The sequence below is a fragment of the Winogradskyella marincola genome (assembly GCF_029624125.1).
Lineage (GTDB): Bacteria > Bacteroidota > Bacteroidia > Flavobacteriales > Flavobacteriaceae > Winogradskyella > Winogradskyella marincola.
In genome coordinates this window covers 241,420-261,650 of record NZ_JARSBN010000005.1, presented here as the reverse complement: position 1 = coordinate 261,650, position 20,231 = coordinate 241,420, and the positions used below count along the sequence as shown (strand labels likewise).

At 33.2% G+C, this 20,231-nt stretch carries 18 protein-coding genes; 12 read left to right on the top strand and 6 right to left on the bottom strand.

Translation table 11 applies throughout. The features are described 5' to 3' along the window. Positions 1-120: 120 nt before the first annotated feature. On the top strand, positions 121-1,071 hold the full coding sequence (locus tag P7122_RS11105; RefSeq protein ID WP_278005872.1) for a calcium/sodium antiporter: 951 nt from the start codon (positions 121-123) through the stop codon (positions 1,069-1,071). Between the two features lie 60 nt (positions 1,072-1,131). On the opposite strand, the gene P7122_RS11100 is transcribed toward P7122_RS11105, so the two are convergent. Next, the gene (locus tag P7122_RS11100) at positions 1,132-2,148 is read right to left on the bottom strand and encodes a glutamine synthetase beta-grasp domain-containing protein (RefSeq protein WP_278005871.1); all 1,017 of its coding nucleotides are present in this window, start codon (positions 2,146-2,148) and stop codon (positions 1,132-1,134) included. Positions 2,149-2,324: 176 nt separating this feature from the next. Here P7122_RS11100 and P7122_RS11095 point away from each other — a divergent pair, with 176 nt between their 5' ends. From P7122_RS11095 to P7122_RS11075, 5 genes are all read left to right on the top strand, one after another. Then, positions 2,325-4,511 (top strand): glutamine synthetase III family protein, encoded by a 2,187-nt coding sequence (locus tag P7122_RS11095; RefSeq protein ID WP_278005870.1) that lies wholly within the window; start codon positions 2,325-2,327, stop codon positions 4,509-4,511. Between the two features lie 193 nt (positions 4,512-4,704). Further along, complete coding sequence (locus P7122_RS11090) at positions 4,705-4,842, top strand: hypothetical protein (RefSeq protein ID WP_278005869.1); 138 nt, start codon at positions 4,705-4,707, stop codon at positions 4,840-4,842. Between the two features lie 245 nt (positions 4,843-5,087). Further along, a complete protein-coding gene (locus P7122_RS11085) occupies positions 5,088-5,708 on the top strand; it encodes an outer membrane beta-barrel protein (protein WP_278005868.1) in 621 nt (206 codons plus the stop codon). Positions 5,709-5,757: 49 nt separating this feature from the next. Continuing rightward, a complete protein-coding gene (locus tag P7122_RS11080) occupies positions 5,758-6,936 on the top strand; it encodes an AIR synthase related protein (protein WP_278005867.1) in 1,179 nt (392 codons plus the stop codon). Between the two features lie 15 nt (positions 6,937-6,951). Beyond that, entirely contained in the window at positions 6,952-7,944 is a 993-nt protein-coding gene (locus tag P7122_RS11075; protein WP_278005866.1) for a DUF3078 domain-containing protein, read from the top strand. Between the two features lie 11 nt (positions 7,945-7,955). Here the strand turns inward: P7122_RS11075 and P7122_RS11070 are convergent, their stop codons facing one another. Then, positions 7,956-8,480, bottom strand: coding sequence for an ABC transporter ATP-binding protein (locus P7122_RS11070; protein WP_278005905.1), 525 nt, complete (start codon positions 8,478-8,480; stop codon positions 7,956-7,958). Between the two features lie 902 nt (positions 8,481-9,382). On the opposite strand from P7122_RS11070, the gene prfA reads away from it, so the two are divergent. From prfA to P7122_RS11045, 5 genes are all read left to right on the top strand, one after another. Further along, entirely contained in the window at positions 9,383-10,459 is a 1,077-nt protein-coding gene (prfA, locus tag P7122_RS11065; protein WP_278005865.1) for a peptide chain release factor 1, read from the top strand. A gap of 30 nt (positions 10,460-10,489) precedes the next feature. Then, positions 10,490-11,161, top strand: a complete 672-nt coding sequence (lepB, locus tag P7122_RS11060) for a signal peptidase I (protein ID WP_278005864.1) — start codon at positions 10,490-10,492, stop codon at positions 11,159-11,161. After that, positions 11,161-11,976: an orotidine-5'-phosphate decarboxylase gene (gene pyrF, locus P7122_RS11055; RefSeq protein WP_278005863.1), complete on the top strand. Its 816-nt coding sequence runs from the start codon at positions 11,161-11,163 to the stop codon at positions 11,974-11,976. The genes lepB and pyrF overlap by 1 nt, the downstream gene beginning before the upstream one ends. A 35-nt stretch (positions 11,977-12,011) precedes the next feature. Beyond that, positions 12,012-12,794 (top strand): ABC transporter substrate-binding protein, encoded by a 783-nt coding sequence (locus P7122_RS11050; RefSeq protein ID WP_278005862.1) that lies wholly within the window; start codon positions 12,012-12,014, stop codon positions 12,792-12,794. Between the two features lie 181 nt (positions 12,795-12,975). Next, positions 12,976-13,482 (top strand): hypothetical protein, encoded by a 507-nt coding sequence (locus P7122_RS11045; protein ID WP_278005861.1) that lies wholly within the window; start codon positions 12,976-12,978, stop codon positions 13,480-13,482. On the opposite strand, the gene P7122_RS11040 is transcribed toward P7122_RS11045, so the two are convergent. The 4 genes from P7122_RS11040 to P7122_RS11025 form a co-directional block, all read right to left on the bottom strand. Further along, entirely contained in the window at positions 13,479-13,676 is a 198-nt protein-coding gene (locus tag P7122_RS11040; protein ID WP_278005860.1) for a Lacal_2735 family protein, read from the bottom strand. The genes P7122_RS11045 and P7122_RS11040 overlap by 4 nt on opposite strands. A gap of 92 nt (positions 13,677-13,768) precedes the next feature. Beyond that, positions 13,769-14,470, bottom strand: coding sequence for a DUF4197 domain-containing protein (locus tag P7122_RS11035; protein WP_278005859.1), 702 nt, complete (start codon positions 14,468-14,470; stop codon positions 13,769-13,771). 121 nt (positions 14,471-14,591) lie between these two features. Continuing rightward, a complete protein-coding gene (locus P7122_RS11030) occupies positions 14,592-14,999 on the bottom strand; it encodes a response regulator (protein WP_278005858.1) in 408 nt (135 codons plus the stop codon). Next, on the bottom strand, positions 14,992-16,581 hold the full coding sequence (locus P7122_RS11025) for an ATP-binding protein (RefSeq protein WP_278005857.1): 1,590 nt from the start codon (positions 16,579-16,581) through the stop codon (positions 14,992-14,994). The genes P7122_RS11030 and P7122_RS11025 overlap by 8 nt, the downstream gene beginning before the upstream one ends. Positions 16,582-16,783: 202 nt before the next feature. Here P7122_RS11025 and P7122_RS11020 point away from each other — a divergent pair, with 202 nt between their 5' ends. Then, on the top strand, positions 16,784-20,221 hold the full coding sequence (locus P7122_RS11020; protein WP_278005856.1) for a methylmalonyl-CoA mutase family protein: 3,438 nt from the start codon (positions 16,784-16,786) through the stop codon (positions 20,219-20,221). Positions 20,222-20,231 lie beyond the last annotated feature (10 nt).

Genomic DNA, 20,231 nt, shown 5'->3' with positions numbered 1-20,231 from the left:
TTATAGTTGATCAACTATAAAAATAGTTATTTAACGAAAAATTTAGTTTTTGTTTGCTTTGAAAATGAAATACTATCTTCGCAATTCTTAAAAAATATGAATTAAATATTTGGGTTGTAGATGAGTGTATTTCTTGTTATAGCTGGCTTAGCTTTGTTGGTTGTTGGTGGTGATTTTTTGGTTAGAGCTTCTGTAGGTTTGTCCTTTAAGCTAAAGATTTCTAAGTTGGTTATTGGTATGACAGTGGTGTCTTTTGCAACGTCTGCACCAGAACTTTTGGTGAGTTTACAGGCTGCTTTAGATGGTGTTACAGATATTGCTTTGGGTAACGTTATAGGTTCTAATATTGCTAATATAGGTTTAGTGCTAGGTATTACAGCAATTATTTCTCCGTTGGCTGTAGATCGAGATTTTTACCGATTAAATTGGCCTATGATGATGTTGGTATCCTTTGCGTTATATTATTTTTTGAAGAATGATGAACTGCTCTCTGCTTTAGAAGGAGCAATTCTTTTTATAGCCTTAATTGTATTTTTGGTTATACTCATTAGAAGCTCTAGAAAAACGATTAAAGCAAATTTAGATGAGGTTGATGATGCATTAGCAGTAGTATCTAACTTTAAGATTGTAGCTTGGTTAATTATTGGTGCTGCAGGCTTATATTTTGGATCAGAATGGCTTGTAGAAGGTGCAAAAGACCTTGCAAAAGCGGTTGGTATAAGTGATTATGCAATTTCTGTAACGGTTATTGCAATTGGTACGAGTGTTCCAGAATTAGCAGCTTCTGTTATAGCGGCTTTAAAACGTGAAAAGGCTATTTCTTTAGGAAATTTAATTGGCTCAAATATATTTAATATTGCTTCGGTATTGGGTTTAACAGCTATAATAAAACCTATAGCTGTAAATCCTGAAACACCAGAAATCTTATCGACCAATATTTTTTGGATGATAGCATTTGCAGCCGTATTAGTGCCTCTAATGCTTATTCCAAAACGATTTGTTATTGGGCGTTATAAGGGCATGTTGTTGTTTGGTGCTTATATGATATTTATCTTTTTGGCTTTAAAATAAGATACAAAAAAAGCTCATAATAATTATGAGCTTTTTTTATTTATAAATTAATGCTGTTGATTAAACATCAGCACTTTTTACTGTCTTTACAATTCTACCTGCAACTTTGTAAGGATCTGCATTAGAAGCTGGACGACGATCTTCTAACCAGCCTTTCCATCCTTTTTCAACTGTGATGATAGGAATACGGATAGAAGCACCTCTATCAGAAACTCCAAAGCTAAACTCATCTATAGCTTGTGTTTCGTGGTCACCTGTTAAACGTTGGTCGTTAAACTCTCCGTAAACCTCTATATGTTCTTTTACAACAGGTCTAAACGCTTCACATATTTTTTCGTAAGTCTCTTTGCTTCCACAAGTTCTTAATGTAGTGTTAGAGAAGTTAGCGTGCATACCAGAGCCATTCCAATCCATATCTTTACCTAATGGTTTTGGGTGGTATTCAATGTAATAACCATATTTTTCTGTTAATCTGTCTAATAAATAACGTGCTACCCAAATCTCATCACCAGCCTTTTTTGCTCCTTTAGCAAATAACTGAAATTCCCATTGACCAGAAGCAACCTCTTGGTTTATACCTTCAAAGTTTAATCCAGCAGCAATACATAGGTCTGCGTGTTCTTCAACTAAATCTCTACCATGAGTATTTCTTCCACCAACAGAACAATAATACAAACCTTGTGGAGCAGGATAACCACCAACAGGGAAACCTAATGGTAATTGCGTTTTCTTGTCCATAATAAAGTATTCTTGCTCAAAACCAAACCAAAAATCGTTATCATCATCATCAATAGTAGCTCTTCCGTTTGAGGCGTGAGGTGTACCATCAGCATTTAATACTTCAGTCATTACCAAATAACCATTTTTTCTTGTAGGATCAGGATAGATAGCAACAGGCTTCAATAAACAGTCAGAAGAACCACCTTCAGCTTGTCTTGTAGAACTACCATCAAAAGACCAAATAGGGCAATCTTCTAATTTACCACTAAAATCGTCCTCAACTTTAGTTTTACTTCTCATGTTTTGAGTTGGCTTGTAACCGTCTAGCCATATGTACTCTAATTTAGATTTACTCATCAGTAATAGGATTTATAATTTGACACTGCAAAGATTGCTCTTTTTTTTAAATGGTCAAAAAATATAGGGTCTTTTAGGTGAAATGTTATTAATACTTGTTAATAAACCCTAAATTTTAAGGGGTCTGTATCTTTGATTTTGATAATTTCGTATTTTTGGGCCAAAATATTACTAATATGTCAACATTGAGATTTTTCGCTGTAAAAGAATCATTAAAAAGAAAACCTTTAAAAATTAAAGAGCCAAAACGACGTTCAGAAGTATTTGGTGCTAATGTATTTAATGAGGCTTCTATGCGTCAATATTTAACCAAAGAAGCTTTGTCTAGTATTATAGAGGCAGTAACTAAAGGCACTAAAATAGATAGAGTTTTAGCAGACCACATTTCTACCGGAATGAAAGAATGGGCAATTTCTAAAGGAGCTACACATTATACACATTGGTTTCAGCCACTAACAGGTGCTACAGCAGAGAAGCATGATGCTTTCTTTGAGACTATTGGTGATGGTATTGCAATTGAAAAGTTTGGTGGCAGTCAGTTAGTGCAGCAAGAGCCAGATGCTTCTAGTTTTCCAAATGGAGGAATTCGAAATACGTTTGAAGCAAGAGGTTATACAGCATGGGACCCAACGTCTCCTGCTTTTGTTTATGGTACAACTTTGTGTATTCCTACAGTTTTTGTCTCTTACACAGGCGAAGCTTTAGATTACAAAACACCATTATTAAGAGCGTTGCATGCAGTTGACAAAGCGGCTGTTGCTGTTTGTAAATATTTTGATAAAAATGTTAAAAAAGTAAGTGCTTCTTTGGGTTGGGAGCAGGAGTATTTTTTAATAGATAATGCGTTAGCAACATCAAGACCAGATATTGTACTTACAGGAAGAACATTGTTAGGACACTCGCCTGCTAAAGGCCAGCAGTTAGATGATCATTATTTTGGTACTATTCCATCTAGAGCGATGGCTTACATGAGAGATTTGGAAAACGAATGTATGTTGTTGGGTATTCCTGTTAAAACAAGACATAATGAAGTAGCACCAAATCAGTTTGAATTAGCTCCAATTTTTGAAGAAGCCAATCTTGCAGTAGATCATAATTCATTGTTGGTAGATGTGATGCAAAAGGTGGCTAAGCGTCATAATTTTAGCGTGTTAATGCACGAAAAACCTTTTGCAGGTGTTAACGGTTCTGGTAAACACAATAACTGGAGCTTGAGTACAGATACAGGAATAAATCTTTTGTCTCCTGGTAAAACACCAATGAGTAATTTACAATTTTTAACCTTTTTTATAAATACCATAAAAGCAGTACAAACACACGAGGAATTGTTAAGAGCTGCCATTGCATCGGCAAGTAATGATCATCGTTTGGGAGCTAATGAAGCACCACCTGCTATAATTTCTGTTTTTATTGGTGCGCAATTAACCAAAGTATTAGAGGAGCTAGAAACCGTAACAAAAGGGAAACTATCACCTCAAGAGAAAACAGATTTAAAACTAAATGTTGTAGGTAAAATTCCAGAAATTCTATTAGACAATACAGATCGAAACAGAACTTCGCCTTTTGCATTTACAGGTAATAAATTTGAATTTAGAGCTGTAGGTTCTAAAGCCAATTGCGCAAATCCTATGACAGTGTTAAACTCCATAGTAGCGAAACAATTAATAGATTTTAAAGAAGAAGTTGATGTTTTAATTGATAAAAAATCAATGAAAAAAGATGACGCCATTTTTAATGTGTTAAGAGAATACATTAAGACATCAAAGGCAATTCTTTTCGAAGGAAATGGTTATAGTGAAATATGGGAAAAAGAAGCTAAAAAAAGAGGCTTAAGTAATAATAAAACGACACCAGAAGCACTAAAGGTAAAAGTGTCTAAATCTTCAATAGAGCTGTTTGAAAACCTTGGTGTTATGAATGAAGTAGAATCTAAGGCTCGTTATGAGATTGAAATGGAGGAGTACATACTTCATGTTCAAATAGAGAGTAGAGTTCTTGGAGATATTGCACGTAACCATGTGGTGCCTACTGCTGTAAGATATCAAAACATACTGATAGAGAATGTAAAGGGACTTAAGGCTATTTATGGAGATCAATTTAAAGATTTTGCTAAAGAGCAATTAAATATTATCGAACAGATTTCTAGACACATTGAGGCTATTAATTCTTCGGTGACTAAAATGATAGAAGAACGAAAAAGTGTTAATTCTCAGGGTAATATAGAAAAGAAAGCAAAAGGGTATTGCAATAAAGTAAAACCACTTTTTGATGATATAAGATACCATTGCGATAAGTTAGAACTTATGATAGACGATGAGCTTTGGCCATTAACCAAATACAGAGAGTTGCTTTTCACTAAATAAAGGAGTTAGGCCTGTGATATACGTAGTAATACGTATAAATATTGGTGCAAAAATTAGAATTAGTGTCGTTTGTCGATAACAATTGTCTAGTTGTCGAAAACCCTATGAATTGTAGCAAAAAAACTAGTTTTCACCATTTTTAAAATATGTTTATTTAGTATGTTTGTAGTGCTATTAATCAATATTTGTAAAAATGAAGAAGTTACTTTTAAGTGTAGCTATTCTAGTGGGTGCGACCTTAATTTTATCACAAGACAACTCTGAGGATATAAAAGATGTTGTTAATGATGAGGTTGTTAACATACAGCCAACGCTACTGACGGAATCTTAAAAATTAAGACATTAATAAGGCCAAAGGCCATTAAAAATTACAAAGGATAAAATCATATTTATGGTTTTATCCTTTTTTATTACAGTTGGTCTTTGATTTTGTGATGCTTTGTGAAATATTTTTCTATATTGTGCAGCCTCAGTCATTTAGGTCACCTGCACTTACATACAAATTAAACTTTTATGATTGCTATTAATAAAAATCAATTTCTAACAATAATCTTTATTTTTTTTAGCCTGTATTTTGTGTCTGCACAAGAATCTGATGTACAGGAAGAATCAACAATACAAAACAGTAAAGCGTTACACCGAGAATTAGATTTTTTAGAGTTGCGAGGAAACCACGTGGTTGATGCTCTCGCAGGAACAACAATGATTTTTGGCGATTATCCAGATTCAGAACTAGACTTTTTTTTAAGAGTAGGTTATAAGTATCATATTATAAGCAATCTTAATGTTAATCTATCATTCAATAGATATAGTATTGCAATTAGCGATACAGCTAAAGAAAATTTTATGTCCTTTGATTTTAATCTTGAATATTTAATAATTCCGCACCGTAACATTTCCCCTTTTGTATTTGGAGGTTATGGTTATAATGCGTCTAGTGGGTTTGAAGAAACACACACCAAAGTTCAATTTGGTTTAGGATTAGAGTACATGATAATGGATGGATTAGGATTAAAACTATTTGGAGATTATAATTATGTGCTTTCTAACGAAATGGAAGGTTTAATAGTGCCAGATAATGACGAATCTTTTCTGAGAGTAGGTCTAGGTGCAAACTTATATTTTGGTGGAAAAAAACGAAAAGAGAAGATATTAGAAAATATTGAAACCGTAATAAATTCTAATTTAATCAAATAATTAATTTCTATTCTTACTTTTGCAGTACTAAGAATCATTAATAGTTTCAATGAGTAATTCTGTAAGCAAAAGATATGCACAAAGAGGAGTTTCTGCCTCAAAAGAAGATGTACATAATGCTATAAAAAATATAGATAAAGGACTTTTTCCTAAGGCTTTTTGTAAAATAGTACCAGATTATTTAACCAATGATGAAGCGTACTGCTTAATAATGCATGCAGATGGAGCAGGTACTAAGTCTTCTTTAGCTTATATGTACTGGAAAGAAACAGGAGACATCTCTGTTTGGAAGGGTATAGCCCAAGATGCATTAATTATGAATATTGACGACCTACTTTGTGTAGGTGCTACAGATAATATTATGTTATCTTCTACCATAGGAAGAAATAAAAACCTTATTCCTGGAGAAGTTATTTCAGCAATTATTAATGGTACAGAAGAATTAATAGAAGATCTTAAAAGCTTTGGAGTAACCATACATTCTACAGGTGGTGAAACGGCAGACGTTGGTGATTTAGTAAGAACTATTATTGTAGACTCTACTGTAACGGCTCGTATGAAACGGTCAGACGTCATAGATAACGCTAATATTTCTGAAGGAGATGTTATTGTAGGTTTAGAATCTTTTGGTCAAGCCACTTACGAGACGGATTACAATGGAGGAATGGGTAGTAATGGATTAACATCGGCAAGACATGATGTTTTTTCAAAATATTTAGCAGAAAAATATCCTGAAAGCTTTGATGCTTCAGTGCCAGAAGAATTGGTGTATTCTGGAGATACCAAGCTTACAGACTCTGTAGAGGATTCTCCAATAGATGCAGGTAAATTGGTATTGTCACCAACCAGAACATATGCTCCAATCATTAAGAGTATTCTTAATAAATATAATAGTGATACTGTACATGGTATGGTGCATTGCAGTGGTGGCGCACAAACCAAAATCCTTCACTTTGTAGATAATCTACATATAGTAAAAGATAATATGTTCAAAATTCCACCGTTATTCAAACTTATACAAGAACAATCTAATACAGATTGGAAAGAGATGTATCAAGTTTTTAATTGTGGGCATCGTATGGAATTGTACGTTAAGCCAGAGATTGCAGAAGATATTATAGCAATTTCAAAATCGTTTAATGTTAATGCTCAAATTATAGGTAGAGTAGAAGCTTCTGAAGAAAAGAAGCTAACTATAGAAAGTGAATACGGAACTTTTAATTATTAAACACCATCAAGCAATATGCAGAATATAAAAAAGTATGTTTTAGGCTTTACGTTTTTATTTAGTTTATGTATTTCGGCACAACCAGATTCTTTGTTTTTAAGAAAGCCAAAATCAAAGTTAAATTTAGGTTGGAATACAGATAATGAAGTTGGTTTTTTTCTTAACCAAGTTTCGTTTAGTAATTGGAGTGCTGGTGGTACAAACTCTATTTCTGCAATACTTAGCGGTAAAGCTTCAGCTAAATACAAAGAAGAAACTTACTTTTGGAATTCGTCACTCAATCTGCGTTACGGTTTAAATAAGCAAGAAAAGCAATCACTGTTTAAAACAGAAGATGTTATAGAAGTGGTTTCTAACTTTGGATTAGAAAAAAGTTTAGAGAGTAATTGGTTTTACTCAGCAAGATTTAGTTTTAATACGCAGTTTGCAAACGGATACAGTAGTCCAGATGATGAAAACCCTATTTCAAGATTTATGGCACCTGGCTATGTGTTTTTAGGAACAGGTATGGAGTATGGTAGACATATAGAGCGTTTTTCTGTATATGCATCTCCATTGACATTAAAAACAACCTTTGTGCTAGATGAAGAGTTGGCTAATCAAGGTGCTTTTGGTGTTAATCCTGCGATATACGATATGGAAGGAAATATTGTAAAAAAAGGAGAAAACACGCGTCAAGAGTTTGGTGTCTTACTTACAGGACAGTTTGAAGATGAGGTTTTTGATAATATAAAACTAAATTCACGCTTAAGACTATATACAGACTATCTAGTAAACTTTGGTAATGTCGATGTAGATTGGGAAGTTAACTTAGATATGAAGGTTAACAAATTTGTTCAAGCTACATTAGGATCTCATTTAAGATATGACCATGATATTAAGTCTGAGATAGAGACTAATGAAGTTACTAATGAAGAAATAGTCGTAGAAGGTCCAAAAATTCAATGGAAACAGTTACTTGGTGTTGGTGTTGTGGTAGATTTAGAGAGTATAATTGCTGGTAGTTAATCATTTTACTTTTATTTCAGTACATTTTCATTGAGATACCTGTAACTTTCTAATTCCTTTAAATTTTTAATTTCTTTTGTAGTTGCATTTTTTAGCAAATAGATCTTGTCTGCACTATCAATAATGTGCAGGTACATATGGTCAGATACAATAACTATTTTATTTCTTTTTTCTTCTTCAATTAAAGTTTTAATAGCTTCAATATGTATTGGTGCCAAATGGGAAAAAGGTTCATCTAAAATAGTGATGAGGCTTTTAGATTTTAGTACTAAATAAGTTTCTATAACACGACGTTCGCCTCCAGAAAGCTTACCCATACTATAAGATTTGTAGGCTTTAAAAGCATTAAAATTTGATGTAAATTCCTCCCAGTTGACACCAAACATGTTAAAAGCAGTTTTAACAGCCATACCATCTGGAATAAAATGATATTGCGGCAGGTATTTTATAAATCCGGTTTTGTAAAGTGGTTGTAGAATAGGTTTGTTGTCTATTCTAATTAATTTATACTTAGGTTTTAAGTTGCCAAAAATAATGTCTAGTAAGCTGTTTTTACCACATCCATTACTGCCTATTATAGCTGTTGCTTTTGTCTGTTTCGGCCTTTAGGTAAATACCGCTTAAGATGCGCTTGTTTTTAAAATTCAATTCTATGTTGTCTACTTCTAATATCATATTCTGTAATTAAAGTAGCTTAAATAAAAAAAGGATGAATACCGTAAGCAGGCTGTCTAAAACAAACATAGAAATAAAGAGCGATTGTGTTGAGAATCCTAAATTTTTATAAAACGTTAATTTGCGTTTACTTGCAGTTTCGTTAGTGACATACCAGGCAAAAACAGTTAGAAATGATTTTGTTAAAACAGCAGCAATATAATGCGAATCAACAAAACCAAGTAAAAGAGTAATTATAAACGACCAAGTGATATAGGTTTTGTAAAAGTGAAAGAAAATCAAAAGGTGTTTCATAAAATTAAGGATGAGTTTCTTTATATAAAACCTTTTATCAACGAAAGAAAAACACTGGTAATTAAACTGTCTAGCAAAAATATAATACTAAAAAACTTAAGGTTAGACACACCTCTTATTTTATAAAAATTTAAGCGTTGCCTTAATTTTCTATCACTAATCATTATCCATAGCAGAAAGACCAGGAATAATTTAGTGCAAAGCGCTAAAATCAATTCTGGATTAATTACCGTAATAGCAATGGTCACTAAAAACGACCATAGAGCAAGCGGCTTGTAGTAGTTTAGTATAGAGGTAAACTGCTTTCGCATACTACCTACAACGCTAAAAGATTAAAAAATATTTTTTAAAATAGTAGTAAAATGTACTTTCAATAAAATCTTCAAATTCGGGTGTAAGTTTCTAAAGACTTAAATCTCGATAATAGCGTAAAAAATTGTACTTTTGACTTCCAATTTTTTGAAGAGAGATGTTAGAGAAAATTCAGATTGTAAAACAACGATTCGATGAGGTAAATGACCTCATAATTCAACCAGATATAATTGCAGATCAGAAGCGTTACATTCAACTAAATAAGGAGTATAAAGACCTTAAGAAAATAGTTGATAAAGGTGACGTTTATAAAGAATTATTAGATAATATTTCTGAAGCTGAAGAGATCATAGCAGATGGCTCTGATGCAGAGATGGTAGAAATGGCAAAAATGCAGTTAGATGAAGCTAAAGAGGATTTGCCTAAAATTGAAGAAGAAATACGTTTCTTATTGATACCAAAAGATCCAGACGATGCCAAGAATGTTGTAGTAGAAGTACGTGCAGGAACAGGTGGAGACGAAGCTAGTATTTTTGCAGGTGACTTATACAGAATGTATTCAAAATACTGTAGTAACAAAGGCTGGAAGGTAGATGTAGTAAGTACAAGCGAAGGAACATCTGGAGGTTTTAAAGAAATTATTTTCGAGGTTTCAGGTGAAGATGTTTACGGTACTATGAAGTTCGAAGCAGGTGTACATCGTGTACAACGTGTACCACAAACAGAGACACAAGGTCGTGTGCATACCAGTGCAGCAACTGTGGTGGTAATGCCAGAAGCAGAAGAGTTTGATTACGAACTAGACATGACAGAGGTTCGTATAGAGCGTACTACATCAACAGGTCCTGGCGGTCAGTCGGTAAATACAACATACTCTGCAATTAAGCTACACCACGAGCCAACAGGTATGATTGTAAGTTGTCAAGATCAGAAATCATCGCACAAAAACTTAGAAAAAGCCTTAAAGGTTTTACGTTCGCGATTATATGAAGAAGAATTAAGAAAGCGTCAGGCAGAAGCTTCAGAAAAACGTAAGAGTATGGTAAGTTCTGGCGATAGAAGTGCCAAGATTAGAACGTATAACTATCCTCAAGGTCGTGTAACCGATCACAGAATTGGATTAACCTTATACGATTTATCAAACATCATAGACGGAGATATTCAAAAAATCATAGACGAATTAATGCTTGCAGAAAACACTGAGTTGTTAAAAGCCAGCGACGAAGCAATATAAATTTTAAGCCTCTTTTTTGAGGCTTTTTTTATGAAAAGAAGACTTATAATTTTACTATCCATTGTAGGAGCTATAATTATTTTGGCAAAAGTAATAGGTGTTTTGTCTTATTATACAATTCCAAGTACTTCAAACGAACCTAATTTAAAATTAAATTCAAGATTGATAGGTTCAAATTTAATAAAGCCTAAACCTATGGATTTTGCCTATTTTAAATTTTCAGATAGTTTGGATGGCTGGACAATAATAAAAAGATTGATTGCAGTACCTGGAGATAAGTTAGAGTGTAGAAGGGGAGTGATTTATGTAAATGACAAGAACGTAGATACCATGTTGAATTTAAGATATTCATATGTGGTTTCAAATAATGTTGGGAAAAATTTAAAAGAAGAATTTAAAGATGATGAATCTTTTCAGATGTATGCAAAAGGCAATGATTCTGTGGTTGTTTTTTTAGATTCTGATTATGTGGCTAGTTCTCAATTAAAAATTAAGAGACGCCTAAGTGATGATTCTTTAACACTTTCTAGAAACATTTTTTCTAAAGAAAGTAATTGGAATATAAGTAATTTTGGACCTATTGTTTTACCACCAAAAAAATATTTTTTTCTCGGAGATAATAGAGATAACTCGTTAGATTCTAGATATAGAGGTTTTGTAGATGAGGATAATATAATAGGAACATTAATCTATAATTTTTAATGACAACACAACAACTAATCAATCAAATCAAGAAAAAACAATCCTTTCTTTGCATAGGATTAGATGTAGATTTAAATAAAATTCCTCAGCACCTTTTAGAGGAAGAAGACCCAATATTTGCTTTTAATAAAGCTATAATTGATGCAACACACCAGCTTTGTGTGGCATACAAGCCTAACACTGCTTTTTATGAAGCCTACGGAATTAAAGGCTGGCAGGCTTTAGAAAAAACCATAAATTATCTCAACGACAAGCATCCTGAAATATACACTATTGCTGACGCAAAACGAGGAGACATTGGTAACACAAGTACAATGTATGCAAAAGCTTTTTTTGAAGATTTAGGTTTCGATAGTGTTACCGTAGCACCATATATGGGCAAAGATTCGGTAGAGCCTTTTTTAACTTTTGAGGATAAGCACACCATTTTATTGGCTTTAACATCTAATCAAGGAGCTTTCGATTTTCAAACTAAAACCGTTGATGGAGTAGAGCTTTATAAGCAGGTTTTAAAAACTTCAAAAACTTGGAAGAATTCTGAGAATTTAATGTACGTGGTTGGTGCCACAAAAGCAGAGTTTTTAGCAGATATTAGGCAAATCATACCAGATAGTTTTTTGTTGGTGCCAGGTGTTGGTGCACAAGGAGGTAACCTTCAAGATGTTTGTAAATACGGAATGACTGATACTGTAGGTTTGCTTATTAATTCTTCCAGAGGAATAATATATGCATCTCAAAATGATGATTTTGCACAGGCTGCAGCAGTAAAAGCTAAAGAGTTGCAGTTGCAGATGAGTGAAATTCTTAATGCTTAAAATTAGCTAATCTAAACTCATTTCAACATCTCAAGATGAAATACTTAGATCAGTTAAATAGAAACGTTGAGCTAGAGCATACACCAAAACGAATTGTATCTCTGGTGCCTTCGCAAACCGAATTGTTAGTTGATTTAGGACTAGAAAACGACCTTGTTGGTGTTACAAAATTTTGTGTACACCCAAATCATCTCAGAAAACAAAAAACCATTGTTGGTGGCACAAAACAGATTCATCTTAATAAAATAAAAGCGCTTCGGCCAGACATTATACTTTGTAATAAAGAAGAAAATACAAAGGAAATCATCAGAGATTTAGAAGATGTAGCTCCTATACATATTAGTGATGTAGATACTATAGAAGATTGTTTAGAGCTTATAAAAATGTATGGTACTATTTTCAATAGTTCTAAAAAGGCTTCGGAGTTAATTGAAGCTATTAAAACGGAAAGACAAAAATTTCAATCTGCATTACAATCTACAAGTAAGAAGAAAGTAGCCTATTTTATATGGAAGAATCCTTGGATGGTTGCAGCTTCAAATACGTTTATAAACACAATGATTAATGAGGCTGGTTTTAGTAATGTTTTTGAGAGTGAAGCACGTTATCCTGAAATAGATTTAGAGGATTCAAAATTAAAAGAAGCCGATTTAATATTCCTTTCAAGTGAGCCCTATCCTTTTAAAACTAAAGATATAGAGGGTTTTAGAGAGCAGTTTCCGTTAAAAGATATAAGTATAGTTGATGGTGAAATGTTCTCTTGGTACGGAAGTCGATTGTTGAAGTCTTTCAAATATTTTAAAGAAACATTTTATTAAATAGAAAAGTCGGTACCTAACTAAAATACCGACTTTCATCTAACTAACTTGTTCTAATCTCTTTTAAGACTTAATCTCTTTTGCGGTACAAAGATGTTGACTTTCTAGCTTTTAAATGTTATGTTAATATTAGCTTATAATTAAATGTAGTTTAATAACTTAGGGTAAAACAATATCAATCATGAGAAAAGTTTTACCATTTTTTGTTGTTGCATTGTTCTCCATCTCACTGGTTGCGCAAGACTCTAATTGTAATTGCTGTACAGAAAAGCATTCAGAATTTGATTTTTGGGCTGGCAGTTGGGAGGTTACCAATGCTGATGGTACAAAAGCAGGAGAGAATACTATAGAAAAAATACAAGGCAAATGTGTGCTTCAAGAAAACTGGATTAGCGCTACACCAGGATATACAGGTACAAGCAATAATTTTTATAATTATAAAACCAAACAATGGGAGCAAATCTGGATAGATAATCAAGGGCAAAGTTTGCATCTCAAAGGAAATAAGGTTGGTAATCAAATGATTTTACAAACAGATGAAGAAACTAATAAAGAAGGAAAAGTTATAGTTCATCGCATTACTTGGACCGATAACAAAGACGGAACCGTTAGGCAGCTTTGGGAAACAATAACAGAGGGTAAAGATGTAACAATTGCTTTTGATGGTTTGTACACACCAAAAGATTAGTTGGCTTGTATATTAGTGTCATCTATAATAAACTTTAGTTTATTAAGCTGATTTAAGACTTTTGTGGCTTTAAATTCAGAAAAATCACTAAGTGCATGGTCTGTTTCTCTAAGATTGTATGCATCCTCGATAAGTCGCAGGTATTGCTGTCTTAGTTTAAACCTCTTTCGGATCAATCGTTCTGAATTCTTCACAGTATAGGAATATTGATTGAAATCCTAATTTACTAAATATTAAGCAAATAAACTAGAATTTGTTGATAAATAATATGTTAAGGGTTTGGTTTTTAGTCCTGTAGGGCAAAAACCTTTTTAAGTAAATCCGTAGTTCTAGATGAAACTTTGGTTCTAATTTCTTTTTCTTCAACAGCAATCATGGTGTACACACCTTTTAAAGCTTCTGTGGTTACATAATCTGTTAAATCTGGATTAACGTTGTTAGTAAGCGGTAAATTATTGTACTTGGTTATAAGATTATTCCAAATTTGATCCGCACCAACTTTACCAAAAGAATTGCTAATCACAGGCTTAAATTTGTCGTATAGTTGCGTTTGAGTTTTAGAAGTTAAGTATTCTGTTGCAGCATTATCTTCGCCAAGTAAAATGTTTTTTGCATCATTAAAAGTGATGTCTTTAACTGCATTAACAAAGATTGGAGTAGCCTCTTTTACAGCATCTTCTGCAGCTCTGTTAAGTGCTTTTATACCTTCGTCTGCCAAACTGCTTAAACCTACTTTTCGTAAGGCGTCATCTACTTTTTGTAATTCTTCAGGTAATAGAATTTTAACCAGCTCATTTTTATAAAACCCATTTTTTTGAGTTAGCTTGGTTACTTGTTTGTCAATACCAAGGTCTAATGCTTGGCGCAGACCAGCAGCCATATCTTCATTACTTAATCCACTTGTTTGCGGAAGTTCGTTAATAACGTTTTGTAGCTCAGCACAAGAAACTAAGAAAACAACAGTAAAAAGTAAGAATATTTTTTTCATGATAAAAATGAATTGTTTGAGAGCTCAAAGATAGTCTAAACAGATCTAAATGTAGATTTAAGAATCTTAAAAAAAAACAACTTAAATATTAAATTATAATATGTCTAGTATGTCAGTTTTGTTATAGTATTTCAGGATAGTATTCTTTGTAAATTTTTGTGATAGTTTCTTCGTTTATAGGCTTTATAAGATATTTTTCTACCGTTGTAATATTAATGACATTTTGGTAGTCTTTTTGGTCAACAGAAGAAGTTAAAATATAGATTTTAGGATTATAGCTCGTTTTTTTCTTGTAGCCTTGGAGTTGGGTTAAAAAATCCCATCCATCCATCACAGGCATATTAAGATCTAGAAAAATCATTTGAGGCAATACATTGATTGAGTTTGAATTACTTTCCATAAAATCAAACATTTCTTTACCATTTTCGAATAGCAGTATATTTTCCTCTCTAATGCCTATGTTTTTTAAAAGTATTTGAGTGACTTTTCTAAAAACCATATTGTCATCTATAATCGCGGTTTTATTCATTGTTTAATGGGAGTTTTAATTTTATTCTAAACGCAGTGCCCTTGCCTAATGTGCTATATATATCAATTTTTCCATTTAATTTTTTTACGCAAAGCTTGGTGTAGTATAGGCCATAACCGTTAGAATTATTACTTTTTTTATGAAAACGTTTTCTTTTCTTAAATAAATGCTTTTTAAAGTAAGATAGATTAATACCTACTCCATTATCTCTGTACAAAATACTGTAAGTATCATTAACGCGGTAAGCTATTATTTTAACTTTTAGGTTGGTACTGTTTTTTTTGTATTTGTAAGAATTACTAAGCAGGTTGCTAAAAATAGTATCGATGTAGTTTTTCTGTATAGTAAGATCTTGTTTAATGTCTAGGTCTATAAGTGTATTTGCAGGAGCAAGTTTTTTAGTATTGTTTATAATGCTTTCAATACCTGTTTTTAGAGATATTCTATTATCGCTTTTTTGATCTTCATTTTTAATAAAATCATGGTACTGTACCAAAGAGTTTATACCTTGATGAAGCCTGCTTATAGAGGTGTTAAACATGGTTTGTACCTCTTCATTAGTAAAGCCTTCCTGAGAAGCTGTCTGTTCGGATATCTTTTGTAGCTCTTCTAAAGCTATAATAGGTTCTCTCAGATTATGTGAGGTAATTGAAGCAAAATCCTCTAAGTAAGCATTTTTTCTCTTTAATTTTTTATTAAGAGAGGTTAGCTCTTCGTTTAGTGAATTTAATAGTTTGTTATTAGCCTTTAGTTGTGATGATTTTCTTGTGATTTCAACATAAAAAAGAATAAAATTATAAGAGTAGAAAAACATGTTTATAAACGAGGAGGTGTTTAAAAACAAAATAATAAAGAAAACGGCCTGTACTATGGTTATTATCTTATAATAAGCAGCAAAAGATGCAAAAATTATGAATAAAACAGGAATTAAAAAAAAGTACGGAAAGTAGTTGTAAGGGTGTGTCTTCTTAGATACAACCTCATTAAACTTTATTGGGTCTATTTTGTTGATGAGCTTTAGTTCAAAAAGCGAAATAGAGTTCATAAAGAAAATCATAGCTGTATTCCAACTAAGCGTTTCAAAACCAGAAATGGTGTTTAATTCATCCATATCTAGTAAATAGTAGAAAACAGCAAATGAAGATAAAATATATAAAGTGCTATTTAGAATTAAGAATACTATTTTAAGCTTTTTTACTTTTATAAAGTACATACTTGAGTAAGCTATACAAAACATTAAAATAGTTGCTCCAGAGCTAAGGTTGTTAAAGTCGTTTTCTAAAATGCTAAGATTTGCTATTGAGAATTGTATAACTTGAATGAGAAGACCCAAAAAGATTAACCCTTTGATTAAGTTAGTTTTTTTTAGATAGTATATAGAGCCCAAAATCAAAAAACCAATACTCGTTATTACTTTCATGGTTGCATTTGGGTTAATGGTAAAGCCAGAAAAAACGTTGTAGAAATCGTCAGTTACCCAATAATAAATGTTAACCACAGATACCATTATGGTAACTAATGCAGTTAATTTATAGGAGAAAAATAAGTTAACACCAAAATGTTTTCTCGAAAAATTAAGCATAGCGCCTTTTTGTTTATTGGGTTATAAGGGGATTATGCAAACAAGGATTCTATCAAGGAATAATAAATTTAATAAAATATGAAGTAATAAACAATTAAGTTTAATAATTTATTTAGTCTTTTGATTGGATTTTTTGTCTTAAAATGGTTGTTTTTTTGAATATTCAGTAAATTTGCACCTCAATTAAGCAAGATTTTTACGAATGGAACAAATTGCACCATATAAACCAAAACATAAAGTACGTATAGTAACTGCAGCTTCTCTTTTTGATGGGCACGATGCAGCTATAAATATAATGCGCCGAATTATTCAATCTACAGGAGTGGAGGTCATTCACCTTGGGCACGACAGAAGTGTAGAAGAGGTTGTAAATACAGCGATACAAGAAGATGCAAATGCTATAGCAATGACGTCTTATCAAGGCGGACACAATGAGTACTTTAAGTATATGTACGATTTGTTGAAAGAAAAAGGAGCAGGCCACATCAAGATTTTTGGTGGTGGAGGTGGAGTAATTCTTCCGGAAGAGATTAAAGAACTAATGGATTATGGTATTACCAGAATCTATTCGCCAGATGATGGAAGAGAACTCGGATTACAAGGAATGATTAATGATTTAGTTCAAAAATCAGATTATGCCATAGGTGATCAGTTAAATGGAGAAGCAAATACACTTCACGAAAAGAACCCAAAATCTATAGCGAGAGTTATCTCTGCAGCCGAAAATTTTCCTGAAGTAGCCAAAGAAGCTTTAGAAACTATTCATACTAAAAATGAAACTTCAAAAACACCAGTTCTCGGAATCACAGGTACAGGTGGTGCAGGTAAATCGTCGTTAGTAGATGAATTGGTGCGTCGTTTCTTAATCGACTTTCCTGAAAAAACTGTTGGGTTAATTTCTGTAGATCCTTCAAAACGTAAAACAGGTGGTGCACTATTAGGAGATAGAATCCGAATGAATGCCATCAATTCACCGCGTGTGTATATGCGTAGTTTGGCAACACGTCAATCTAACCTAGCGCTTTCTAAATATGTTAATGAAGCCGTTGAGGTTTTAAAAGCTGCTGAGTACGATTTAATCATCTTAGAAACGTCTGGTATCGGACAATCAGATACCGAAATATTAGAGCATAGCGATGTGTCACTTTATGTAATGACACCAGAATTTGGTGCAGCCACACAGCTCGAAAAAATCGATATGTTAGATTTTGCTGATTTAGTAGCGATTAACAAATTCGATAAACGTGGTGCTTTAGATGCCTTACGTGATGTGAAAAAGCAATATATGCGTAACCATAATCTGTGGCACGAAGATCCAGATACAATGCCTGTTTTTGGTACTATCGCATCTCAGTTTAACGATCCTGGAATGAACACGCTTTACAAAGCGATAATGGATAAAGTTGCTGAAAAAACTGAAGCAGACTTAAAATCGACTTTCGAGATTTCTAAGGAAATGAGCGAGAAGATTTTCGTTATTCCACCATCTCGAACACGTTACCTGTCAGAGATTGCAGAGAATAACAGAGCTTACGACAAAACAGCTGATGCTCAGGTAGAAGTAGCTCAAAAGCTTTACGGAATTTTTAAAACCATTTGTTCCGTTGGTAATGTCACCTTGAGCGCAGTCGAAAGGTCTTTTATAGGAAAACAAGGTTTAGACCAAGATGAGATCCTGAAACAAGTTCAGGAAGACAAAAAGGATTTTATTAAAATGCTTATCGCAGAATTCGATCGCGTAAAGCTAAACTTAGATCCTTACAATTGGGAAATCATTACAGGTTGGGATGATAAGGTAAACCGTTACAAAGATCCTATTTATAGTTTCAAAGTAAGAGATAAAGAAATTAAGATAGAAACGCACACTAAGTCGTTATCGCATTCCGATATTCCTAAAGTAGCTTTACCAAAGTACCAAGCTTGGGGCGATATTTTAAGATGGTGCTTACAAGAAAATGTGCCAGGAGAATTCCCGTATGCTTCAGGATTATATCCTTTTAAAAGAACAGGTGAGGATCCAACGCGTATGTTTGCAGGTGAAGGTGGTCCAGAGCGTACCAACAGACGTTTTCATTACGTGAGTTTAGGGATGCCAGCAAAGCGTTTATCTACAGCTTTCGATTCGGTAACCTTATACGGAAATGATCCAGATTACAGACCAGATATTTATGGTAAAATTGGAAATGCAGGTGTAAGTATTTGTTGTTTAGACGATGCTAAAAAACTGTATTCAGGATTTAATTTAGCAGATGCTATGACATCGGTAAGTATGACCATTAATGGTCCTGCGCCAATGTTGTTAGGCTTTTTTATGAATGCAGCCATAGATCAGCAATGCGAAATTTATATCAAAGAAAATGGTTTAGAAGATGAAGTTGAGAAAAAGATAAAAGCTATTTATAAGGACAAAGAACGTCCTAAATATAATGCTGAAATTCCTGAAGGAAACGATGGTTTAGGGTTGATGTTATTAGGTGTTACAGGTGATCAAGTATTGCCAAAAGACGTCTACGAAGACATTAAAGCAAAGACCATTGCTCAGGTAAGAGGAACGGTTCAGGCAGATATTTTAAAAGAAGATCAGGCACAGAATACTTGTATTTTTTCAACAGAATTTGCTTTACGTTTAATGGGTGATGTGCAAGAATATTTTATTGAAAATAATGTACGCAACTTCTACTCAGTTTCTATTTCTGGGTATCATATTGCTGAAGCAGGTGCAAATCCAATTTCTCAGTTAGCATTTACGTTGGCTAATGGATTTACCTATGTAGAATACTACTTAAGTCGAGGAATGGACATAAATAAATTTGGTCCGAATTTATCATTCTTCTTCTCAAATGGTATCGATCCAGAATATGCGGTTATTGGTCGTGTAGCACGTAAAATTTGGGCAAAAGCCTTAAAACATAAATATGGTGCCAATCCAAGAGCACAAATGTTGAAGTATCACATTCAAACATCTGGTCGTAGTTTACACGCTCAGGAAATTGATTTCAACGACATTAGAACTACGCTTCAGGCATTGTATGCTATTTACGACAACTGTAATTCGTTACATACAAATGCGTATGACGAAGCCATTACAACACCTACGGAAGAATCTGTGCGTCGTGCAATGGCAATTCAGTTGATTATCAATAAAGAATTAGGTTTAGCTAAGAATGAAAATCCAATACAAGGCTCTTTCATTATTGAAGAATTAACCGATTTAGTAGAAGAAGCTGTATTGACTGAGTTTGACAGAATCACAGAACGTGGTGGTGTACTTGGTGCTATGGAAACGATGTATCAACGTAGTAAGATTCAGGAAGAAAGTTTATACTACGAAACCTTGAAGCATAATGGTGAATTCCCAATTATTGGAGTAAACACATTCTTAAGCAGTAAAGGTTCGCCAACAGTACAGCCTGCGGAAGTGATTAGAGCAACGGAAGAAGAAAAAGAAGACCAAATTAAAACGCTTCAAAATTTACATAAAGCTGCAGATACAGCCGATTTATTAAAAGACTTACAACACAAAGCCATCAACAATCAAAATATTTTTGAAGCCTTAATGGACGTTTGTAAAGTATGTAGTTTAGGGCAAATTACTTCAGCATTGTTTGAAGTTGGTGGTCAGTATAGACGAAATATGTAAGCAGATCGCC

Coding starts and splice junctions, on each gene's coding strand:
- P7122_RS11090 (WP_278005869.1), top strand. CDS start 4,705: ATGAAGAAGTTACTTTTAAGTGTAGCTATTCTAGTGGGTGCGACCTTA.
- P7122_RS11080 (WP_278005867.1), top strand. CDS start 5,758: ATGAGTAATTCTGTAAGCAAAAGATATGCACAAAGAGGAGTTTCTGCC.
- P7122_RS11045 (WP_278005861.1), top strand. CDS start 12,976: ATGAGAAAAGTTTTACCATTTTTTGTTGTTGCATTGTTCTCCATCTCA.
- P7122_RS11050 (WP_278005862.1), top strand. CDS start 12,012: ATGAAATACTTAGATCAGTTAAATAGAAACGTTGAGCTAGAGCATACA.
- P7122_RS11100 (WP_278005871.1), bottom strand. CDS start 2,148: ATGAGTAAATCTAAATTAGAGTACATATGGCTAGACGGTTACAAGCCA.
- P7122_RS11105 (WP_278005872.1), top strand. CDS start 121: ATGAGTGTATTTCTTGTTATAGCTGGCTTAGCTTTGTTGGTTGTTGGT.
- prfA (WP_278005865.1), top strand. CDS start 9,383: ATGTTAGAGAAAATTCAGATTGTAAAACAACGATTCGATGAGGTAAAT.
- P7122_RS11035 (WP_278005859.1), bottom strand. CDS start 14,470: ATGAAAAAAATATTCTTACTTTTTACTGTTGTTTTCTTAGTTTCTTGT.
- P7122_RS11075 (WP_278005866.1), top strand. CDS start 6,952: ATGCAGAATATAAAAAAGTATGTTTTAGGCTTTACGTTTTTATTTAGT.
- P7122_RS11030 (WP_278005858.1), bottom strand. CDS start 14,999: ATGAATAAAACCGCGATTATAGATGACAATATGGTTTTTAGAAAAGTC.
- lepB (WP_278005864.1), top strand. CDS start 10,490: ATGAAAAGAAGACTTATAATTTTACTATCCATTGTAGGAGCTATAATT.
- P7122_RS11020 (WP_278005856.1), top strand. CDS start 16,784: ATGGAACAAATTGCACCATATAAACCAAAACATAAAGTACGTATAGTA.
- P7122_RS11025 (WP_278005857.1), bottom strand. CDS start 16,581: ATGCTTAATTTTTCGAGAAAACATTTTGGTGTTAACTTATTTTTCTCC.
- pyrF (WP_278005863.1), top strand. CDS start 11,161: ATGACAACACAACAACTAATCAATCAAATCAAGAAAAAACAATCCTTT.
- P7122_RS11095 (WP_278005870.1), top strand. CDS start 2,325: ATGTCAACATTGAGATTTTTCGCTGTAAAAGAATCATTAAAAAGAAAA.